We start from the raw sequence: 20831 nt of genomic DNA, 5'->3' as shown, positions 1-20831 counted from the left end.
CGAGGCCATGCAGGTAAAACGCTTCTTCGCCGCTGATATGCGTCAGGCCATGAAACTGGTCCGTGACGAGCTGGGCCCGGACGCCTCGATCATCGGCAATCGCCGTGTCGCTGGCGGCGTGGAACTGACCGCGGCGCTGGATTACCAGGCACCGGTGGCGGCCAGCAAGCCGAACCCGGCGCTGGAAGCCGAGCTGCGCAAGACCCAGGCGAAGATCGCCCAGGCCAAGGCCGACCTGTCGGCGCCGACCCGTGCCGCCGATGGCGTGCGCGGCGACCGTCAAATGTACGGCACCGAGAAGCCGCGCCGCAGCGCCGCCGAAACCCTCGCCGCCGCCATGGACGCACCGGTGGCCCCGGCGCCGGCCGCCGCTGGCCAGCAGGCGCTGGAGGCCATGCGCTTCGAGCTCAACGGCCTGCGTGAACTGATCGAAGTGCAGCTTGGCTCGATTGCCTGGAACCAGTTGCAGAACCAGCGTCCGAAGCAGGCCAACCTGTGGCGTCGCCTGCAGCGCATGGGCCTGCCGGCCGACCTGTCGCGCAGCCTGCTGGAGCGCGTGGCCTCTATCGCCGACCCGAAGCAGGCCTGGCGCATGCTGCTGGCGCACCTGGCACGCTCGATCAACACCCCGGAGATCGACCTGCTGGAGCAGGGCGGGGTGATCGCCCTGGTCGGCCCGGCCGGCATGGGCAAGACCACCACCCTGGCCAAGCTGGCTGCCCGCTACGTGCTGAAGTACGGCGCGCAGAGCATCGCCCTGGTGTCCATGGACAGCTTCCGCATCGGCGCGCAGGAGCAGATCAAGACTCTGGGCCGCATTCTCAATGTGCCGGTCACCCTGGTCGATCCGGGGCAGTCGCTGATCCAGGCCATGGCCCCGCTGGCGCGCAAGCGCCTGGTGCTGATCGATACCGCGGGCCTGCCGGCCAACGACCCGGCGCTGCGCATGCAGCTCGAGGCGCTGTCGTCGCTGAGCCTGAACGTGAAGAATTACCTGGTGCTGGCCGCGACCAGCCAGAGCCAGGTGCTCAAGGCCGCCTGGCAGAACTATCGTTCCTGTGGGCTGGCCGGGTGCATCCTGACCAAACTGGACGAAGCGGGCAGCCTCGGGGAAGCTCTGGCTCTGGCTATCAGCCAGCATCTCCCGGTAGCCTATCTGGCTGACGGGCCGAAGATCCCGGATGACCTGCACCTGGCACGCGCGCACCAACTGGTGAGCCGCGCGGTGAGCCTGCAGTCGCCGGAAGAGCCCTGCGAAGACGCCATGGCCGACCTGTTCGCCGGCCTTTACCAGCAGCCGGTGCGTCGCGCCAGCTGACGATTGTGAGCCCCGGGTAGGGGCGCGGGGCGGCCGCTTGGGTCGCCCAAGCGATGCGGATGCTCTGCACGATGATCCGCGAGCACCGGCAGCAGGGGAGCACCGCAGCCGGAATAGCCGAAACGCTGGTGCGTGACGGTCGAACGACGAGACAAGGTATTGATATGGGCATGCATCCCGTTCAGGTAATCGCAGTCACCGGTGGCAAGGGTGGCGTGGGCAAGACCAACGTGTCGGTGAACCTGTCGCTGGCGCTGGCCGACCTGGGTCGCCGCGTCATGCTGCTGGACGCCGACCTGGGCCTGGCCAACGTCGACGTGCTGCTGGGCCTGTCGCCCAAGCGCACGCTGGCCGACGTGATCGAAGGCGAATGCGACCTGCGTGACGTGATCCTCCAGGGCCCGGGCGGTATCCGCATCGTTCCGGCGGCCTCGGGCACCCAGAGCATGGTCCACCTCACGCCGATGCAGCACGCCGGCCTGATCCAGGCCTTCAGCGACATCAGCGACAACATCGACGTGCTGGTGGTGGACACCGCCGCCGGCATCGGCGACTCGGTGGTGAGCTTCGTCCGCGCCGCGCAGGAAGTGCTGCTGGTCGTTTGCGATGAACCCACGTCCATCACCGATGCCTATGCTTTGATCAAGCTGCTCAACCGCGACTACGGCATGACCCGTTTCCGCGTGCTGGCGAACATGGCGCACAGCCCCCAGGAGGGCCGCAACCTGTTCGCCAAGCTGACCAAGGTCACCGACCGCTTCCTCGACGTGGCCCTGCAGTACGTGGGCGCCATTCCCTACGACGAGTCGGTGCGCAAGGCGGTGCAGAAGCAGCGTTCGGTGTATGAGGCGTTCCCGCGCAGCAAGGCGTCCCTGGCCTTCCGTGCGGTGGCGCAGAAGGTCGACAGCTGGCCGCTGCCGGCCAACCCTCGAGGGCACCTGGAGTTCTTCGTCGAGCGCCTGGTGCAACATCCCACGGGTTCGGCCGTATGACCGCGGCCTCCGGAGCGCGTATGTACAGCAAGGCGCAGGCGCACAACTCCCAGGAACTGCTGATCCAGAAGCATGCCCCGCTGGTGAAGCGTATCGCCTACCACCTGCTCGGCCGCCTGCCGGCCAGCGTGCAGGTGGAAGACCTGATGCAGGCCGGCATGATCGGCCTGCTGGAGGCGGCGAAGAAATACGACGCGGGCAAGGGCGCGAGCTTCGAGACCTACGCCGGCATCCGCATCCGCGGCGCCATGCTCGACGAGGTGCGCAAGGGCGACTGGGCCCCGCGTTCGGTGCACCGCAACACCCGCATGGTCAGCGACGCCATCCGCGCCGTCGAGGCGCGCACCGGACGCGACGCTAAAGATCAGGAGGTTGCTGCCGAACTCAATATGAGCCTCGAAGATTATTACGGCATCCTCAGCGACACCCAGGGCAGCCGTCTGTACAGCTTCGACGACATGTTGCAGGACGGCGAACAAAGTGGCGGCCTTGCCGAAGACGCATCGCACCACGACAACGAGCCGTCCCACGGGCTGGAGGACGAACGCTTCCAGGCGGCGCTGGCCGACGCCATCACCAAGCTGCCCGAGCGCGAGCGGCTGGTGCTGGCCCTGTACTACGACGAGGAACTCAACCTCAAGGAGATCGGCGAAGTACTGGGCGTCAGCGAATCCCGGGTCAGCCAGTTGCACAGCCAGTGCGCCGCGCGCTTGCGTTCGCGTCTGGCGGAGTGGCGCGCTCGCTGAGCATCGGGTAGTTTCGCGCCTGCTTGTTCCTAGCGAAAAGGCTGAAGGGATTTTCCTTAGGCAAGTTATAGGCTTACGAATTTTTTGGGTGACGTTCCCTTGACGCGCCCATGGCGAGAGCGCACGACGCTCGATGAATTGACGGCACGCCCGCCAGGGCGCGTTTGGTATCGATGGAGGCAGGTTTGGACAAGAACATGAAAATTCTCATCGTGGACGACTTTTCCACGATGAGGCGCATCATCAAGAACCTCCTGCGAGACCTGGGGTTCACCAACACCGCAGAGGCCGACGACGGCACCACTGCGCTGCCGATGCTGCACAGCGGCAACTTCGACTTCCTCGTTACCGACTGGAACATGCCCGGCATGACCGGGATCGACCTGCTCCGTGCGGTCCGCGCCGACGAGCGCCTCAAGCACCTGCCGGTGCTGATGGTCACCGCCGAAGCCAAGCGCGACCAGATCATCGAAGCGGCCCAGGCCGGGGTCAACGGCTATGTGGTCAAGCCTTTCACCGCTCAGGTGCTGAAAGAAAAGATCGAGAAGATTTTCGAGCGGGTCGGCAGCTGAGGCTGGCCAAGAGGGCGTCATGGATTTCAACGAATCCGCGGGTGACTTCGAGTCGACCCTGAAAAAACACGCGCGCGAATTGGTCGACTGCCTCGAGCAGGGCGACGTTCAGACCGCCGTGCAGCTGATCTCCGAGCTCAACCAGGCGCGTGATCGCGGGCTCTACCAGGAGGTAGGCAAGCTCACCCGCGAATTGCACAACGCCATCGTCAACTTCCAGATCGACCCCAACTCCCGGCACGCCGAGGAGATGTCGCAGATCGCCGATGCAACCGACCGCCTGTCCTACGTGGTGACGATGACCGAGAAAGCGGCCAATCGCACCATGGACCTGGTGGAGGAGTGCACCCCGGTGGTGATGCACATCGAGACCCAGGCCAAGGAGCTGCAGGAAGACTGGTCGCGCTTCATGCGCCGCGAGCTGGGCCCCGAGGCCTTCCGCGAGCTGGCCAAGCGCGTCGAGCAGTTCCTCTACATCAGCGCCCAGGACAGCCGCAAGCTCTCCGCGCACCTGAACGACATCCTGCTGGCGCAGGACTTCCAGGACCTCACCGGGCAAGTGATCAAGCGCGTCACCAAGCTGGTGACCGAGGTCGAGTCGAACCTGGTGAAGCTGGTCTGGATGGCAGGGCAGGTCGATCGCTACGCCGGCATCGAGCATGACCACGACAGCATGCGCGACGCGGTGGAAAAAGAAAGATCGGCCAAGGGTGAAGGTCCGCAGATTGCTGCCGATACAAGAAAAGACGTCGTGTCCGGTCAGGACGATGTCGACGACCTGTTATCCAGCCTTGGTTTTTAAGCGTCCGCTGACGCTGTAGAGGGAGCACCCGAATGAGCTTCGACGCCGATGACGAGATCCTCCAGGACTTCCTGGTGGAGGCCGGCGAGATCCTCGAGCAACTGTCCGAGCAACTGGTCGAGCTGGAAAGCCGCCCGGATGACATGGACCTGCTCAATGCCATCTTCCGTGGGTTCCACACCGTCAAGGGTGGGGCGGGCTTCCTCCAGCTGAACGCGCTGGTGGAGTGCTGCCACATCGCTGAAAACGTCTTCGACATGCTGCGCAAGGGCGAACGCCGCGTGGATGCCGAGCTGATGGACGTGATGCTGCAGGCGCTGGATACCGTCAATGTGATGTTCCAGCAGGTGCGGGATGCGCAGGAGCCGACGCCGGCCACGCCCGAGCTGCTCGCTGCCCTGTCGCGCCTGGCCGATCCGGATGCCGCGCCGGCCGAAGCTCCGGCCGCCGAGCCCGTCGTCGAACCCGCGCCGGCGGCTGCGGCAGCCTATGGCGACATCACCGACGCCGAGTTCGAGCAACTGATGGATGCGCTCGAGCCCGCCGCCGAAGCGCCCGCGGCGCCCGTGGGCGCCGGTGGCGACGACATCACCGACGACGAATTCGAAGCGCTTCTCGACCAGTTGCACGGCAAGGGCCAGTTCAGCGCTGGCGCCAAGGAGCCGGCCAAGGCTGCTCCGGCGCCGGCCGCCGAAGCGCCGGCCGGTGGCGACGAGATCAGCGACGACGAGTTCGAAGCGCTGCTCGACCAGTTGCATGGCAAGGGCCAGTTCACCGGCGCCAAGGAGGAAGCCCCGGCTCCCGCCGAAGCGGCTGCCGAGAAGAAAGCCGAGCAAGCGCCGGCACCTGGCGGCGACGACAACATCACCGACGACGAATTCGAGAAGCTGCTCGACGAGTTGCACGGCAAGGGCCAGTTCACCGGCGCGAAGGAAGAGCCAGCGGCGGCCAAGCCGGCGGCGCCAGCCCCCGCGCCCAAGCCTGCTGCGGCGCCGGCACCGGCTGCTGCGGCGGCCAAACCTGCCGCTGCCAAGCCTGCTGCCGCCGCGCCCGCCGAGAAGCCGGCCAGCGAAGCGGAAACCACCGTGCGCGTGGACACCGCCCGCCTGGACGAGATCATGAACATGGTCGGCGAACTGGTGCTGGTGCGTAACCGCCTGGTGCGCCTGGGCCTGAACAGCGGCGACGAGGCGATGGCCAAGGCCGTCTCCAACCTCGACGTGGTGACCGCCGACCTGCAGTCGTCGGTCATGAAGACCCGCATGCAGCCGATCAAGAAGGTCTTCGGCCGCTTCCCGCGCCAGGTCCGCGATCTGGCGCGCAACCTGAAGAAAGAGATCAACCTCGAGCTGATCGGCGAAGAGACCGACCTGGACAAGAACCTGGTCGAGGCCCTGGCCGACCCGCTGGTGCACCTGGTGCGCAACGCGGTCGACCACGGCATCGAAGGCCCCGACGAGCGAGAGGCCGCCGGCAAGTCGCGTTCGGGCAAGGTGGTGCTGTCCGCCGAACAGGAAGGCGACCACATCCTGCTGTCGATCTCCGACGACGGCAAAGGCATGGACCCGGACGTGCTGCGCGCCAAGGCGGTGGAGAAGGGGCTGCTGGACAAGGATGCGGCCGATCGCCTGTCCGAGTCCGACTGCTACAACCTGATCTTCGCCCCCGGCTTCTCGACCAAGACCGAGATCTCCGACGTCTCCGGCCGCGGTGTCGGCATGGACGTGGTGAAGACCAAGATTTCCCAGCTCAACGGGATCATCAACATCTACTCGACCAAGGGCCAGGGCTCGAAGATCGTCATCAAGGTCCCGCTGACCCTGGCGATCATGCCGACCCTGATGGTGATGCTGGGCAACCAGGCCTTCGCCTTCCCGCTGGTCAACGTCAACGAGATCTTCCACCTAGACCTCTCCAACACCAACGTGGTGGACGGCCAGGAAGTGGTGATCGTCCGCGACAAGGCCCTGCCGTTGTTCTACCTCAAGCGCTGGCTGGTGCCAGGTGCGCAGCATGACGAGCCGGGCGAGGGCCACGTGGTGATCCTCTCCGTGGGCACCCAGCGCATCGGCTTCGTGGTCGACCAGCTGGTGGGCCAGGAAGAGGTGGTGATCAAGCCGCTGGGCAAGATGCTGCAAGGCACGCCGGGCATGGCGGGGGCGACCATCACCGGGGACGGGCGCATCGCGCTGATCCTCGACGTGCCGAGCATGCTCAAGCGCTACGCCCGTCGTATCTGACAATAGGGTCAGTTGACGATTCGCCACGGCCGCGACGGAACCACATTTTGCGCAGGCCAAGGCACGAGGAGATAGGTTTGGTTATTCCAAATGAGCCAGTAACGCAGCGCGGCACAAAATGCGGCCCCGTCCCTTCGGGTTGCGCAGCAAATCACGCCATGCGTCGTTGCGGAACTCGACAAGGGAATGCCATTGCCGTCGTTCCGCGTCTAGCCTGGCGTGATTTGGCGCAGCAACGCGGCTCGCGCCGAATCGTCAACTGACCCTATGGGCGTGCCGCTTGGCGCGCCCGTGTGATGGAAGAAGTTTTTTCAGGAGTGTCTATGGCTGTCAAAGTCCTGGTGGTGGACGATTCGGGGTTCTTCCGCCGCCGTGTCTCGGAGATTCTTTCGGGCGACCCGCAGATCCAGGTGGTCGGTACGGCCACCAACGGCCGCGAGGCGATCGATCAGGCGCTGGCGCTCAAGCCCGACGTGATCACCATGGACTACGAGATGCCGCTGATGGACGGCATCACCGCCGTGCGGACCATCATGCAGCGCTGCCCGACGCCGGTCCTGATGTTCTCCTCGCTGACCCACGAGGGCGCCCGGGTGACCCTGGACGCGCTGGACGCCGGCGCGGTGGATTACCTGCCGAAGAATTTCGAGGACATCTCGCGCAACCCGGACAAGGTCCGCCAGTTGCTCTGCGAGAAGGTCCATACCATTGCCAAGAGCAATCGTCGCTTCGCGTCCTACTCGTCGTATTCGTCGAACCCGGCCGCGCCGGCTTCGACGTCTACTGCCGGCACCGCGCGCCCGGCCGCTCCTGCTTCGCCGGGCGGCAGCCACGCGCCGGCCGCTCCGGCGCCGGCGACCTCCTCCGCCCCAAAGCGTAAGCCCTACCGGCTGGTAGCCATCGGCACGTCGACCGGTGGGCCGGTGGCGCTGCAGCGGGTCCTGACCCAGCTGCCTGCCAACTTCCCCGCGCCGCTGGTGCTGATCCAGCACATGCCGGCGGCCTTCACCAAGGCCTTCGCCGAACGCCTGGACAAGCTCTGCAAGATCACCGTCAAGGAAGCCGAGGATGGCGACCTGCTGCGTCCCGGCGTGGCCCTGCTGGCTCCCGGCGGCAAGCAGATGATGATCGACGCCCGCGGTGCGATCCGCATCCTCCCCGGTGACGAACGCCTGAACTACAAGCCCTGCGTGGACGTGACCTTCGGTTCCGCGTCCAAGGCCTACGGCGACAAGGTGCTGGCGGTGGTCCTCACCGGCATGGGCGCCGACGGCCGCGAAGGCGCGCGCATGCTCAAGCAGGGCGGCGCCCAGGTGTGGGCCCAGGATGAGGCCAGCTGCGTGATCTACGGCATGCCCATGGCCATCGCCAAGGCGGGCCTGGCCGACGCGGTGTACAGCCTGGACGACATCGGCCGGCACCTGACCGAGGCCTGCGGCTGATGGATGTCCTCAGCCTGGTCGGCCTGATCCTCGCGCTGGTTGCCATCATCGGTGGCAACTTCCTCGAGGGCGGGCACGTCGGTGCCCTGGCCAACGGCCCGGCGGCGCTGATCGTGGTGGGCGGCACCCTCGCCGCCGCGCTGTTGCAGACCCCGGTCGCGGTGCTCAAGCGCGCCGTGACCATGCTGCGCTGGATGGTCCTGCCGCCCAAGGTGGACCTGGTCGGCGGCATCAACCATGTGGTCGGCTGGAGCATGACGGCGCGCAAGGAAGGCCTGCTGGGCCTGGAAACCGTCGCCGACGCCGAGCGCGACCCCTACGCGCGCAAGGGCCTGCAACTGCTGGTGGACGGCACCGAGCCCGAAGCCATCCGCAGCATCCTCGAAGTCGACCTGTACAACCAGGAAAGCCGCGACCTGGCCGCCGCCAAGGTGTTCGAGGCCATGGGCGGCTACTCGCCGACCATCGGCATCATCGGCGCGGTGATGGGCCTGATCCACGTCATGGGCAACCTCGCCGACCCGAGCCAGCTGGGCAACGGCATCGCCGTCGCCTTCGTCGCCACCATCTATGGCGTGGGCCTGGCCAACCTGTTGCTGCTGCCCATTGGCCACAAGCTGAAAAGCATCGTGCTGCGCCAGTCCTGCTACCGCGAGATGCTCATGGAGGGGCTGCTGTCCATCGCCGAGGGCGAAAACCCGCGTTCCATCGAGCTGAAGCTGCAAGGCTTCGTCGGCTAAGAAGAAGGTGATGCGCATGCCTCGCCGCAGACGCCATGAAGAACACGAAAATCACGAACGCTGGCTGGTGTCCTACGCGGACTTCATCACCCTGCTGTTCGCCTTCTTCGTGGTGATGTACTCGATCTCCTCGATCAACGAGGGCAAGTACAAGATCCTCTCGGAAACCCTGACCGGCGTGTTCAACCAGCCCGACCGCTCGGTGCGTCCGATCCCGATTGGCGAGGAGCGTCCGCACACCCAGCAGCCGGACCAGTCGCTGACCGATCCGCAGGACGAAGGGCAGGCCCAGGGCAACCCGGACACCCTCCAGCAGATTACCCAGAGCGTGCGCGAGGCGTTTGGAGACCTGATCGCCACCGACCAGTTGTCGGTGCGCGGCAACGAGTTCTGGATCGAGATCACCCTCAATTCCAGCCTGCTGTTCCCCAGCGGCGATGCGGTGCCCAACGACGCGGCGTTCGCGATCATCGAGAAGGTCGCCAGGATTCTGGCGCCTTACCGCAACCCGGTGCACGTCGAGGGCTTCACCGACAACGTGCCGATCCATAATTCGCAGTACCCGACCAACTGGGAACTGTCCGCGGCCCGCGCCGCCAGCATCGTCCGCATGCTCGCCCAGGACGGCCTCGACGCCGGTCGGCTGGCGGCGGTGGGCTATGGTGAATTCCAGCCGGTGGCGGACAATGCCACGGCGGACGGCCGCGCACGCAACCGCCGGGTGGTATTGGTGATCTCCCGTAACCTGGAGGTGCGCCGCAGCATCAGCGGCGCGGGCAGCGGCAAGGCGCAGCCGGACCCGGCGTTGCGGCATGCTGGCACGCAATCTGCACCAGTGGTTGCCAGCGAGGCGCCCGGCAGTGGCGCCGTCAATTCTTCGTCATCGGCAGGGGCTGAATGATATGAACACCCTGAACCGAAACACGGCCTGCGGGGAGCCAGCACTATGAAAGTCTGGGCGGTAGCCAACCAGAAAGGTGGCGTCGGCAAGACCACATCGTCGATCGCCTTGGCGGGCCTGCTGGCGGACGCCGGCAAGCGCGTGTTGATCGTCGACCTGGACCCCCACGGTTCGATGACCAGTTATTTCGGCCATGATCCGGACACCCTGGAACACAGCGTGTTCGACCTGTTCCTGCACCAGGGCAACGTGCCCGAGGGGCTGCCGGCATCGCTGCTGCTGCCCACCAGCCACGAGAACATCCGCCTGCTGCCGTCGAGCACCGCGCTGGCCACCCTGGAGCGCCAGTCGCCGGGGCAGAACGGCCTGGGCCTGGTGATCGCCAAGAGCCTGGCGCAGCTGTGGAACGAGTTCGACCACGCGATCATCGACAGCCCGCCGCTGCTGGGCGTGCTGATGGTCAACGCCATGGCGGCCAGCCAGCACCTGGTCATCCCGGTGCAGACCGAGTTCCTCGCCCTCAAGGGCCTGGAGCGCATGGTCAACACCCTGAAGATGGTCAACCGCTCGCGCAAGCAGGCGCTACCGTTCACCATCGTCCCGACCCTGTTCGACCGCCGTACCCAGGCCTCTCTGGGCACCCTGCGGGTGCTGCGCGACACCTACCCGGACACCCTCTGGCAGGCATTCATCCCGGTGGATACCAAGCTGCGCGACGCCAGCCGCCAGGGCCTGGTGCCCTCGCGCAACGATGGCAACAGCCGTGGCGTGATCGCCTACCGCGCACTGCTCAAGCATCTGCTGGCCCACGTGCCGGCAAGTCAGGTAGCGTGAGCATGCGGTGCTTGAACAAAAGAATCCGACGGATGCGCTCAAGAGCGGCGCGTCCGCTGCCGATAGGCTGGACAGTCACCTTGCGCGGTTATCCCTCATGAGTCGTTCCGCTACCGCCACGCGCCCCCAGCTTGCGCTGCAGTCCTACCTGGACGCGCTGCTGCAGGAGGCCACGTTCGAAGACTTCGCCCCGGAACCGGTGGCGCAGCCCGTTGCCGCGCCCGTTGCGCCGGCCGCCCCGGTGGCGCTGGTGGTCAGCGAGCCGCTCGCACCGCTCACCGCCGAGCCCCAGGCTGCGGTGGTGCAGACGGCGGATGCCAGCGTCAGCCTCGACGAATTCGAGGCGGCGGTGCTGGAGGAACAGGTCCGCGATGCGCGCCTGAGCGTTTCCGCCCGGGCGCCCGTCGCCGAGCTGCGCGCCCCCGCACCGATGGCCCCGGCCAGCGACGCGCCAACCACCGCCGCACCGGTTGCCGATGAGCCGCCTGCGCAGCTGGGCCAGGTCATCGACCTGCACCAGCCGGGCAGCGCCGAGCTGCCCGCCGCGCCGCTGAAGCTGCTCGACGACGGCCGCCCGGTATGGGCCGCCGAGCCGTTCGAGTGCCTGTTGTTCGACGTCGCCGGGCTGACCCTGGCGGTGCCGCTGGTGTGCCTGGGCTCGATCTATCCGCTGGCGGGGCACGACCTGACCCCGCTGTTCGGCCAGCCGGACTGGTTCCTGGGCATCCTGCCCGGGCAGAACGGCAACCTGAAGGTGCTCGACACCGCGCGCTGGGTGATGCCCGAGCGCTACCGGGACGACTACCGCGAAGGGCTGCAATACGTGATTTCCGTGCAGGGCTACGAGTGGGGGCTGGCGGTGCACCAGGTCAGCCGCTCGGTGCGCCTGGACCCGTCCGAGGTGAAGTGGCGCAGCCAGCGCCAGCAGCGCCCGTGGCTGGCCGGCACGGTGATCGACCAGATGTGCGCGCTGCTGGATGTCTCCGCCCTGGCCGAACTGATCGCCAGCGGCGCGGCCAAGCGCCTGCAGCACTAACCCAATACGACAGAAAACCTCCGCGCCGCAGGCGGCGTGGAAACCAGAAGAGGCGAGGGGATATGAAGAAAACGTCAGCGCAAGGTGCCGAAGATCCGATTCTGCAGTGGGTCACCTTCCGCCTGGACAACGAGACCTACGGCATCAACGTGATGCAGGTCCAGGAAGTGCTGCGCTACACCGAGATCGCGCCGGTCCCGGGTGCCCCGAGCTACGTGCTGGGCATCATCAACCTGCGCGGCAACGTGGTCACCGTGATCGACACCCGCCAGCGCTTCGGCCTGGACCCGGCGCCGGTTTCGGACAACACCCGCATCGTCATCATCGAAGCCGACAAGCAGGTGGTGGGCATCCTGGTCGACAGCGTCGCCGAGGTCGTCTACCTGCGCCAGTCCGAGATCGAGACCGCGCCGAACGTCGGTAACGAGGAATCGGCCAAGTTCATCCAGGGCGTCTGCAACAAGAACGGCGAGCTGCTGATCCTGGTCGAGCTTGACAAGATGATGACCGAGGAAGAGTGGTCGGAGCTGGAGAGCATCTGAGGTGCTGATTGCACTGGTGGTGCTCGCGGTCGCCTGCGTCGCCCTTGCTGGCGCCTGCGTCTGGCTGTCCGGCCGGCAGCGCGCCCAGCAAGCCCAGACGGTGGAGCTGACCAAGCAATTGGCGGTGTTCGAGCAGCGCCTGAAAGAGCAGGGCAAGCGCATCGAGTCGTACCAGCAGATCAACGTCCGCATGGGCGAGGAACTGCGCGAGCTGAGCAAGCAGGTCGCGCCGCTGCCCGAGCGTCTGGTGCGCATCGAGCAGCGCGACCCCACCAGCCTGTCCTTCAGCCAGGCTGCGCGCCTGGTCGGCATGGGCGCCAGCCCGGAAGACCTGACCCAGAGCTGCGGCCTGTCCCAGGCCGAGGCCGAGCTGGTCGCCCGGCTGCATCAAGGCAAGGCGCGCGACTAGCAAGCGCCGCCCCGACGAAACGAGGCCCCGGACGTGGGGCCTCGCATTCATCCGGCAGGTCTTCAGCCTTTGCGGTTTGTCGTACCGATATCGAAGCGCTGTGCAATCAGGCCCATGGTCACGATCACTGCCGCCAGCAGCAGCGTGTAGACTACTTCGTAGAAGTAGGTGCCTTCCCACACCATGACGATGAAGGCGCCGATGATGAAGGCGATCACTCCGTAGGTCAGCCAGGGGAACAGCCAGACCTTGAGCTTGATCTCCCGGCCTTCTGCCTCCAGCTTGCGGCGCATCCTCAATTGCGAGAAGGCAATGGCGAGGTAGACCAGCAGGGCGATGGTCCCGGTGGCCTGCATCAGCACGTCATAGACGTCCATCCATTGCATGGCGGTGAGGAAGATCGCCACCAGCGCGAAGAGGCTGGAGATCAGCACGCCTACGTACGGCGTGCCGGTGCGCCGGCCGGTGGTCTGCATGATGCGGTGGGCGTCGCCACGGCGCGCCAGGGAATAGAGCATGCGCGACGCGGTGTAGAGCGCCGAGTTGAAGCAGCTGCACACCGAGGTCAGCACCACGAAGTTGACGATCAGGCCGGTGTAGGGAATGCCCAGCGCGTCCAGGGTGACGCGGTACGAACCCCAGGTCGGGTCGCCCAGCTGCGGGTGGTTCCACGGCACCAGGGCGACCACGATGAAGATCGAGCCGATATAGAACAGGCAGATCCGCCAGACCACCGACTTGGTGGTGCGGATGATCGCCTTGTCGGGATTGGCCGACTCGGCGGCGGCCACCGTGACGATCTCCGCGCCGAGAAAGGCGAACATCACGCCAAGCAGGGCGACCACCACCGATTTGCCGCCGTTGGGCATGAAGCCGCCGTTGGCGGTCAGGTTCGACCAGCCGCCGGTGCTGCCCCACGGCCACAGGTGGGCGATCGCCAGGCCGCCGATGATGATGAAGATGACGATGGCGACCACCTTGATCAGGGCGAACCAGAACTCGAACTCGCCATAGCTGCGCACGTTCATGAAGTTCACCACGATCAGCGACAGCGTGACGATCAGCGCGAAGCCCCAGCCGGGGATCATCGGGAACCAGCTGTTGAGGATGTTGCCGGCGACGAAGGCTTCCCAGCCCATCAGCAAGGCCCAGAAGTACCAGTACAACCAGCCGATGGTGAAGCCGGCCCAGCGCCCGATGGCGCGGTCGGCATAGGTGGAGAAGGAACCGGTGTCCGGCTGGGCGACCGCCATCTCGCCGAGCATCCGCATCACCAGCACCACCAGGATGCCGCCGCCCAGGTAGGCCAGCACGGCCGCGGGCCCCGCCAGGGCGATGGTTTTACCGGAACCGACGAAGAGTGCCGCGCCGATGACGCCGGCGATGGACATCATGGTCAGGTGGCGGGATTTCAGTCCGCCCCTGAGTTCGTTGTGGTGAGGCGTGTTGCCTGCTTCATGCGTGCTGCTCACGATCAAACTTCCTTGCCGACAAATGACGATACGAACGGATGGAAGGGAAAATCCGTGCGGGTTTCCCTGGGGGCCTGACCACGCGGATGGACAGGTCGCGTTCGATGAACGAGAAACTCATAGGAACCTGGGTGTTTAACCCGCGTTCCCCATTCCTTCATCCGTTTCTCAAGTGGCGGCGCGGCTTCTTGTGCAAAGAATGAACGGGTTGGACATTTGCCGGTGCCCCGCCTGGCCGCGCTCGCGGCCCGCCGGTGGCGCGCTGCCGAGATGACTCGAACAGGCGGCAAAGGGGCTGAACAAAGCGATGCCCGCGGCGCAATGTCGGAAACCGGCCGTCGGGAAGTCTTATAAGTAGGATTTCCACTACAGCGGATTAGGACTCGTCTGATAAGAAGGGCGTCAATTCGTCGCTACATTGGCCCCATCAACTGTTATCGAGGCCATCGAAATGGCGACGATTTCCCATCGGGCGATGGTGCTGTGCTCGAATCCCGGCCGGCTCCTGAACTACAGCGTGCTGCTCAACCGCCTGGAGTTCTACCACCTGAGCCTGTGCCTGAACCTGGACGAAGTGCGCAAGGCGCTTGCCAACCGGCAGCGCTACGGGCTGTTCATCCACGATGATTTCCGCCCCGGCCCCAGCGAATTGTTGAGCCTCAAGGCGCTGAGCCAGAGCAATACCTTCCGCCAGTTCCTGCTGGTGGGGCACTACAGCGCCGAGGAAAAGCGCGGGCTGATGCAGTGGGCCTGGGCCAACCGCGTGCCGCTGCTGGACGTGCTGGACAAGCCGTTGTCCCTGGCGCAGCTGCGGGAAGTGACCAGCAGCATGGTGCTCTACCACAGCGAGGACGAGCAGCCGATTCGCAGGTCGGTGGGGGAATTCCGCGACTTCGCACCGGTCGGCGACTCGGCGCCGGCCCGCACTGGCTGCGCCTGCCGTTCCTGAGGAGTCAGCGACGCCGCGAGGCCGGGCCTTCCAGCAAGAGCGGCATTGCATCCGGCGCGGCGCCCGGGTTGTCATTCAACGGGCTCTTGCCCTTGAGGTACCAGGCGAAGGCGATGATCTCCGCGATGGTGCGGTAGAGCGCCTCGGGTATCGCATCGCCCAGTTCCAGCCGTGCCAGCAGGCGCACCAGTTCGCCGTTCTCGTAGATCGGCACCTCATGATGACGGGCGATGGCGAGGATGGTCTCCGCCAGCTCGTCGTCGCCCTTGGCGGTCAGTGTCGGCGCGCTCTGACCGTCGTAGTTGAGGGCGATGGCCTGGCGTGGCGCTTTTCTGGCCTTTTTCATGCGGTCTCATCCACCCAGCGCTGCTCCACGGCCGTGCGCGTGCCCTGGGGCGGCTTGCCCTGGCGACAGCTCAGTTCACCCACCGTCAGCCCGGCGTCATTCAGCCGCTGGCGCAGCGTGCCCAGCTCGCCGTCGATCAGGCTGGCGGTGCTGGCGCGCTCGGCCCACAGCTGGGTGCCGATGCTGCCGTGGGCGAGGGTGGCCTGGACTTGCAGCGGGCCGAGGCTGTCCAGGTCGAAGGCGAGGTCGACGCGCCAGAGCATCTCGCGCGGCGGCTGGTCCCGGTCCTTGCCCTGGGAGTCCTTTTCCTCCTGCTGGATACGCACCTGGATCGGTACCAGCTGCTGCTGATGGCGCAGGGGAATTTCCAGCTGCCAGGTGTTCAGTACCGTGCCGTCGGGCAGCACGTCGCTCTGTGCCAGGCTGCCCAACTGGTGGGTCTGCAGGCGGGCGACGGCGGCGGCGGCGAGCTTGAGCAGCGATTCGAGGTCGCCTTCCTCCTCCAATTCATTGGCCAGCCGGCTGGGCAGCGGGAAGCTGACCGGGGCTGGCGCGCGGCCGCTGCTCTGACCGATCACGCCCAGCGCGTTGCGCACGAAGGCCGGCATGGCCTGGGCCAGGTTGTTGGCTCCGGCCAGGGCGGTACCCGGCAGGTTGCTCAGTACCGCAGCCGCGGTGCCGCCCTGAACGGCCGGCAGCAGTTGAGCGATCAGCCGCAGCAGGTTGGCCTTGAGGTCCTGCGGCAGGCCTTCCACGCCGCGCAGCAATTGCCCTTCGAGGAACACGCCGCTCTGCTGGAAGGCCTGGGCCACGCCCTTGGCATCGCTGAGTTGACGCACGTCGGGCAGGGCGCCAAGCAGCTTGTCCACCGCCTGGCGCAATTCCGGGCTGGCGTCCTGGGCCGCGTTGGGATTGCTGGCCATGCCCTGTAGCGCCTTGAACAGGCCGTCCAGCGGGCCCTGACGGCTCTGCTGGACGCCGAGCTGCAGGCTCAGGTCGAGTTGCTCCAGGCGCGCGTTCATCGGCAGGAACTGCAAGGCTTGTTGATCCTGCACCCGAGCGCTGAGCAGGCTGTTGAGGGGCAGTGGGTTGGGCGATTCGAGGCTCAGCTGGCGCCCCGCCAGCGGGGTGTTGAGCAGGGTGACCAGCACCTTGTAGACCACCTGTTCGGCCTTGCCCAGGGCGATGGCCTGGCTGGCATCCACCTTGCCCTGGATCAGCGTGCCCACCGGCAACACGTCGAGGTCGAGGCTGCCCAGCGGCGCCTGGCTGGTCCCGGCCAGCCCCAGCGAGCCGAGGCTCGGTTGCGTCAGCAAGGTGGCGGCAAGGCTGGTCGGGTTCGTCATCGACAGCTGCAGGGTGCTGCCCTTGGGCAGCGCCTGGGGACTTTCCGCCACCACCAGGGCCTGTTGGCCGCCGGCCATCGTCAGGCGCAGCAGCAACTGGAAATTCACCTGCCCCTCGCGCACCGCCAGCACCTCGGCATGCGCCTTGTCCCCCGGCGGCAGCAGGTCGCCCAGGCTCTGCGCGAGCTTGAGCGTCAACTCGGCAGCACTCGGCGAGCTGCGCAGCGTCGGCGTGGGCGGTAGCGGGCGGGAAACGCCAATTTCGCTCGGCATCGAAGACCTGTAGGCGGAGTGACGGGTATACGCCCAGTGTATCGGCGGCGATGCACGGCACTTTAGACCGTTCGGCCGACGGCGGCGCTCGCGGATTCCTTAAGAGAGGTTTAAGGATCCGTTGGCACAATGACAGCATCGGCCTTCGGCCAAGTGCCGCAAATCCCGGTGTGGCAAGGACTTACGCGATTGTTGCCTCTTGGCGAACGCAGCGTTGTTTTGTGCCGATGGGCGGTATCAGAGTAATATTGCGTTTTCATTGCCGCAGGGACCGCAGGCTGAATCAAGTGGAATGCAGTAATGACCTTCGCGGAATTGAAACGACTGTGGCGGATCGAGATCCTGGGGGGCGAGGAAAGCCGCTTCAGCTGGACTCGGCTTCATCGTCGCTGCCGGCAGCGCGCCCGGTATCGTTACATGTTCTGGTTCCGCGTCGCCCAATACCTGCACTCCAGCCCCAGCGCCTTCTGGCAGAAGCGCGCCATGCGCCTGGGTGATCGCCTCGCCGAGCGCTTCGGTATCGAGATTCCGATTACTATCCCGGTGGGTGAGGGGCTTTACATCCCTCACCTGGTTGGCATCGTAATCACCCGCAAGGCGGTGATCGGCAAGAATTTCAGCATCTTCCAGAACACCACCATCGGCCAGAAGAACGATGGCAGTGCGCCGATCCTCATCGGCGACAACGTCAGCCTCGGTGCCAATGTCTGCATCATCGGCGACGGCCTCCACATCGGTGACAACGTGTCGGTTGGTGCCTCGGCCTTTGTCAACCGGGATATCCCGGCCAACCACTCCTATATCTCGCGGCATACTCATAGTCTGATCAAGCAGCAGGAAACGTCGCCGATCAGCACCATCCATACCCGTCGTGCCCGCGACGAAGAGGCGCAGCCGGACGATCATGACAGCCCAGGGGCCCGCCGCAGGGCCTGAGGCGCGTTACACCCTGTCGAAAAACCTGACGTCGGGTGTAGGAACGGCTGTGTATAATGCGCCGCCCGCGGCCGTGCTTGGCGGCCTGGCGGGTTTGGCCGCTTTTTTGCACTCCTGACTGTTTTCTGCCCGACGGTTGCCGATGCCCTTGACCCATCCCCTCCTCGAAACCGTGGCGCTCGCCTGCGAGCGGGACTGGCGCATGCTGTTCGAGCGTCTCGATGTGCGACTGGGCGCGGGCGAAATGCTACAGATCGTCGGCCCCAACGGCAGCGGCAAGACCAGCCTGCTGCGCCTGCTCAGCGGGCTGATGCAGCCCACCGCGGGGGAGGTGCTGCTCAATGGCAAGCCGCTGACCGAGCAGCGCCACGAGCTGGCGCGCCTGCTCCTGTGGATCGGCCACGCCGCGGGTATCAAGGGCCTGCTGACCGCCGAAGAGAATCTCGCCTGGCTCTGCGCGCTGCACCAGCCGGCCAGCCGCGATGCCATCTGGCAGGCGTTGGAAGCCGTCGGCCTGCGTGGCTTCGAGGATGTTCCCTGCCACACCCTGTCCGCCGGGCAGCAGCGCCGCGTGGCCCTGGCGCGCCTGTATTTGGCCGCGCCGCCGTTGTGGATCCTCGACGAACCCTTCACCGCCCTGGACAAGCAGGGCGTGGCGCAGCTCGAAGAACACCTGGCCGGCCATTGCGAACGCGGTGGCCTGGTGGTGCTGACCACCCACCACACCCTGGAACGCATGCCACAGGGGTACCGCGCCCTGGACCTTGGCCAGCACGCACGGGAGGTGGCGGCGCGATGAGCAACGTCTTCACCCTGCTGCTCGCCCGCGAAGCGCGGCTGCTGTTCCGACGTCCGGCGGAGCTGGCTAATCCTTTGGTGTTCTTCGCCATCGTCATCGCGCTGTTCCCGCTGGCGGTCGGTCCCGAGTCGGAAATGCTCAAGAACCTCTCGCCGGGCCTGGTCTGGGTCGCGGCTTTGCTGGCGGTGCTGCTGTCGCTGGACGGCCTGTTCCGCAGCGATTTCGAGGATGGTTCCCTGGAACAGTGGGTCCTTTCGCCGCACCCCCTGCCACTACTGGTCCTGGCCAAAGTGCTGGCACACTGGCTGGTTTCAGGGCTGGCCCTGGTGCTGCTGTCGCCGCTGTTCGCCCTGATGCTGGGCCTGCCGGCGCGCTGCCTGCCGGACCTGCTGCTGTCGCTGCTGCTGGGTACGCCGGTGTTGAGCCTGCTGGGCGCCGTGGGCGCCGCGCTCACCGTCGGCCTCAAGCGCGGTGGCCTGCTGCTGGCCCTGCTGATCCTGCCGCTCTACATTCCGGTGCTGATCCTGGGCAGCGGAGCGCTGCAGGCGTCGCTGCAGGGGCTGCCCACCGCCGGGCACCTGTTGTGGCTGGCCAGCCTGACGGCGTTAGCATTGACGCTGACGCCTTTTGCCATTGCCGCCGGGCTGAAGATCAGCGTCGGCGAGTGAACGAACGATCGCCGGGCTCTCGAAGCGGCACCGGCGGCAGACTAGAGCTTTGATGACAGAGCCTGATGATGAACTGGACTTGGTTTCACAAGCTTGGCTCGCCCAAGTGGTTCTACGAGATCAGCGGACGCTGGATGCCCTGGTTCGCGGTCGCCGCGATCCTGCTGATGGTCGCCGGTACCGTCTGGGGCCTGGCCTTCGCGCCGCCGGACTACCAGCAGGGCAATAGCTTCCGGATCATCTATATCCACGTACCGGCGGCGTTCCTCGCCCAGTCCTGCTACGTGATGCTGGCGGTGGCCGGCGCGGTCGGGCTGATCTGGAAGATGAAGATCGCCGACGTCGCCGTGCAGTGCGCCGCGCCCATCGGCGCCTGGATGACCTTCGTCGCGCTGGTCACTGGTGCCATCTGGGGCAAGCCGACCTGGGGCGCCTGGTGGGTCTGGGACGCGCGCCTGACCTCGATGCTGATCCTGCTGTTCCTGTATTTCGGCATCATCGCCCTGGGCCAGGCCATCACCAACCGCGACAGCGCGGCCAAAGCCTGCGCGGTACTGGCCATCGTCGGCGTGGTGAACATCCCGATCATCAAGTACTCGGTGGACTGGTGGAATACTCTGCACCAGCCGGCCACCTTCACGCTGACCGAAAAGCCGCCGATGCCGCCGGAGATGTGGATCCCGCTGCTGATGATGGTCGCCGGTTTCTACTGCTTCTTCGCCGTGGTGCTGATGATGCGCATGCGCCTGGAAGTGCTCAAGCGCGAAGCCCGCGCGAGCTGGGTCAAGGCCGAGGTGGAGCGCGCGCTATGAGTTTCGAATCCTTCTCCGATTTCCTCGCCATGGGTCACCATGGCCCTTACGTATGGTCCGCCTACGCCATCTGCCTGGTGGTCCTGGCGATCAACGTCGTCTCGCCCATCGTGGCGCGCCGGCGTTACCTGCAAGAAGAGGCGCGTCGTCTGCGCCGGGAGGCCAGCAAGTGAATCCGGTCCGCAAGAAGCGTCTGTACATCGTCCTCGCCATCGTCGCCGGTGTGGGCGTCGCCGTCAGCCTGGCGCTGTCGGCCCTGCAGGAAAACATCAACCTGTTCTACACCCCGACCCAGATCGCCAACGGCGAAGCCCCGCACGACACGCGCATCCGCGCCGGCGGGATGGTGGAGAAGGGCTCGCTCAAGCGCTCGGCGGATTCGCTGGACGTGGAATTCGTGGTCACCGACTTCGCCAAGGAGGTCACGGTGAAGTACCGCGGCATCCTCCCCGACCTGTTCCGCGAAGGGCAGGGCATCGTCGCCCTGGGCAAGATCGATTCCGCCGGCGTGCTGACCGCCGACGAAGTGCTGGCCAAGCACGACGAGAAATACATGCCGCCGGAAGTCACCAAGGCGCTCAAGGACAGCGGCAAGCTGGAGCACTACGAGGCCAGCCAGAACGGTGGCGCCGCGCCGCAACAGGGGAGCAACTGAC

23 protein-coding genes are annotated in these 20831 nt (G+C 66.0%); 20 read left to right on the top strand and 3 right to left on the bottom strand.

What is annotated here, in order from left to right; translation table 11 throughout:
* The first annotated feature begins 7 nt into the window (after positions 1–7).
* The 13 genes from flhF to N0B71_RS27960 all read left to right on the top strand — a co-directional run bounded on the left by flhF (position 8) and on the right by N0B71_RS27960 (position 12574).
* Positions 8–1318: a flagellar biosynthesis protein FlhF gene (gene flhF / locus N0B71_RS28020; RefSeq protein WP_259756387.1), complete on the top strand. Its 1311-nt coding sequence runs from the start codon at positions 8–10 to the stop codon at positions 1316–1318.
* 164 nt (positions 1319–1482) lie between these two features.
* Positions 1483–2310, top strand: a complete 828-nt coding sequence (gene fleN, locus N0B71_RS28015; protein ID WP_017520297.1) for a flagellar synthesis regulator FleN — start codon at positions 1483–1485, stop codon at positions 2308–2310.
* Complete coding sequence (fliA, locus tag N0B71_RS28010) at positions 2307–3056, top strand: RNA polymerase sigma factor FliA (RefSeq protein ID WP_259756385.1); 750 nt, start codon at positions 2307–2309, stop codon at positions 3054–3056. Before fleN ends, fliA begins: the two co-directional genes overlap by 4 nt.
* 197 nt (positions 3057–3253) lie before the next feature.
* Positions 3254–3628 carry a chemotaxis response regulator CheY gene (locus tag N0B71_RS28005; protein WP_085988857.1) on the top strand — a complete coding sequence of 125 codons (375 nt, stop codon included), beginning with the start codon at positions 3254–3256 and terminating at the stop codon, positions 3626–3628.
* Between the two features lie 19 nt (positions 3629–3647).
* Entirely contained in the window at positions 3648–4430 is a 783-nt protein-coding gene (locus tag N0B71_RS28000) for a protein phosphatase CheZ (RefSeq protein ID WP_259756383.1), read from the top strand.
* A gap of 32 nt (positions 4431–4462) precedes the next feature.
* Entirely contained in the window at positions 4463–6670 is a 2208-nt protein-coding gene (locus N0B71_RS27995) for a chemotaxis protein CheA (protein ID WP_259756381.1), read from the top strand.
* A 323-nt stretch (positions 6671–6993) separates the two neighbouring features.
* Entirely contained in the window at positions 6994–8112 is a 1119-nt protein-coding gene (locus N0B71_RS27990) for a protein-glutamate methylesterase/protein-glutamine glutaminase (RefSeq protein WP_259756379.1), read from the top strand.
* The gene (locus N0B71_RS27985) at positions 8112–8852 is read left to right on the top strand and encodes a flagellar motor protein (protein ID WP_259756378.1); all 741 of its coding nucleotides are present in this window, start codon (positions 8112–8114) and stop codon (positions 8850–8852) included. Before N0B71_RS27990 ends, N0B71_RS27985 begins: the two co-directional genes overlap by 1 nt.
* A 16-nt stretch (positions 8853–8868) precedes the next feature.
* A complete protein-coding gene (motD, locus tag N0B71_RS27980) occupies positions 8869–9753 on the top strand; it encodes a flagellar motor protein MotD (protein WP_259756377.1) in 885 nt (294 codons plus the stop codon).
* A gap of 45 nt (positions 9754–9798) precedes the next feature.
* Entirely contained in the window at positions 9799–10587 is a 789-nt protein-coding gene (locus tag N0B71_RS27975; protein WP_259756375.1) for a ParA family protein, read from the top strand.
* 97 nt (positions 10588–10684) lie between these two features.
* Positions 10685–11623, top strand: a complete 939-nt coding sequence (locus N0B71_RS27970) for a CheW domain-containing protein (RefSeq protein ID WP_259756373.1) — start codon at positions 10685–10687, stop codon at positions 11621–11623.
* A 62-nt stretch (positions 11624–11685) separates the two neighbouring features.
* On the top strand, positions 11686–12165 hold the full coding sequence (locus N0B71_RS27965) for a chemotaxis protein CheW (RefSeq protein ID WP_015476565.1): 480 nt from the start codon (positions 11686–11688) through the stop codon (positions 12163–12165).
* Position 12166: 1 nt separating this feature from the next.
* On the top strand, positions 12167–12574 hold the full coding sequence (locus N0B71_RS27960; RefSeq protein WP_259756371.1) for a DUF2802 domain-containing protein: 408 nt from the start codon (positions 12167–12169) through the stop codon (positions 12572–12574).
* A 62-nt stretch (positions 12575–12636) separates the two neighbouring features.
* Here the strand turns inward: N0B71_RS27960 and N0B71_RS27955 are convergent, their stop codons facing one another.
* A complete protein-coding gene (locus N0B71_RS27955; RefSeq protein WP_442964637.1) occupies positions 12637–14052 on the bottom strand; it encodes an amino acid permease in 1416 nt (471 codons plus the stop codon).
* Between the two features lie 445 nt (positions 14053–14497).
* On the opposite strand from N0B71_RS27955, the gene N0B71_RS27950 reads away from it, so the two are divergent.
* On the top strand, positions 14498–14995 hold the full coding sequence (locus N0B71_RS27950) for a hypothetical protein (RefSeq protein WP_259756369.1): 498 nt from the start codon (positions 14498–14500) through the stop codon (positions 14993–14995).
* Between the two features lie 4 nt (positions 14996–14999).
* On the opposite strand, the gene N0B71_RS27945 is transcribed toward N0B71_RS27950, so the two are convergent.
* Complete coding sequence (locus N0B71_RS27945; protein ID WP_259756367.1) at positions 15000–15341, bottom strand: EscU/YscU/HrcU family type III secretion system export apparatus switch protein; 342 nt, start codon at positions 15339–15341, stop codon at positions 15000–15002.
* Positions 15338–16960, bottom strand: a complete 1623-nt coding sequence (fliK, locus tag N0B71_RS27940; RefSeq protein ID WP_259756365.1) for a flagellar hook-length control protein FliK — start codon at positions 16958–16960, stop codon at positions 15338–15340. Before fliK ends, N0B71_RS27945 begins: the two co-directional genes overlap by 4 nt.
* A 300-nt stretch (positions 16961–17260) precedes the next feature.
* On the opposite strand from fliK, the gene N0B71_RS27935 reads away from it, so the two are divergent.
* The 6 genes from N0B71_RS27935 to ccmE all read left to right on the top strand — a co-directional run bounded on the left by N0B71_RS27935 (position 17261) and on the right by ccmE (position 20830).
* Positions 17261–17896, top strand: a complete 636-nt coding sequence (locus N0B71_RS27935; RefSeq protein WP_259756363.1) for a serine acetyltransferase — start codon at positions 17261–17263, stop codon at positions 17894–17896.
* Positions 17897–18038: 142 nt separating this feature from the next.
* The gene (gene ccmA, locus N0B71_RS27930; protein WP_259756362.1) at positions 18039–18695 is read left to right on the top strand and encodes a cytochrome c biogenesis heme-transporting ATPase CcmA; all 657 of its coding nucleotides are present in this window, start codon (positions 18039–18041) and stop codon (positions 18693–18695) included.
* Positions 18692–19363 (top strand): heme exporter protein CcmB, encoded by a 672-nt coding sequence (ccmB, locus tag N0B71_RS27925; RefSeq protein WP_054907301.1) that lies wholly within the window; start codon positions 18692–18694, stop codon positions 19361–19363. Before ccmA ends, ccmB begins: the two co-directional genes overlap by 4 nt.
* A gap of 65 nt (positions 19364–19428) precedes the next feature.
* A complete protein-coding gene (locus N0B71_RS27920; RefSeq protein ID WP_088416741.1) occupies positions 19429–20175 on the top strand; it encodes a heme ABC transporter permease in 747 nt (248 codons plus the stop codon).
* Entirely contained in the window at positions 20172–20348 is a 177-nt protein-coding gene (ccmD, locus tag N0B71_RS27915) for a heme exporter protein CcmD (protein ID WP_081519307.1), read from the top strand. The genes N0B71_RS27920 and ccmD overlap by 4 nt, the downstream gene beginning before the upstream one ends.
* Positions 20345–20830, top strand: a complete 486-nt coding sequence (ccmE, locus tag N0B71_RS27910) for a cytochrome c maturation protein CcmE (protein ID WP_259756360.1) — start codon at positions 20345–20347, stop codon at positions 20828–20830. Before ccmD ends, ccmE begins: the two co-directional genes overlap by 4 nt.
* Position 20831 lies beyond the last annotated feature (1 nt).

The organism is Pseudomonas sp. GCEP-101 (assembly GCF_025133575.1).
GTDB classification, from domain to species: domain Bacteria; phylum Pseudomonadota; class Gammaproteobacteria; order Pseudomonadales; family Pseudomonadaceae; genus Pseudomonas; species Pseudomonas nitroreducens_B.
Note: the sequence above shows the minus strand (reverse complement) of the source record. Positions and strands in the feature narration are given on the sequence as shown.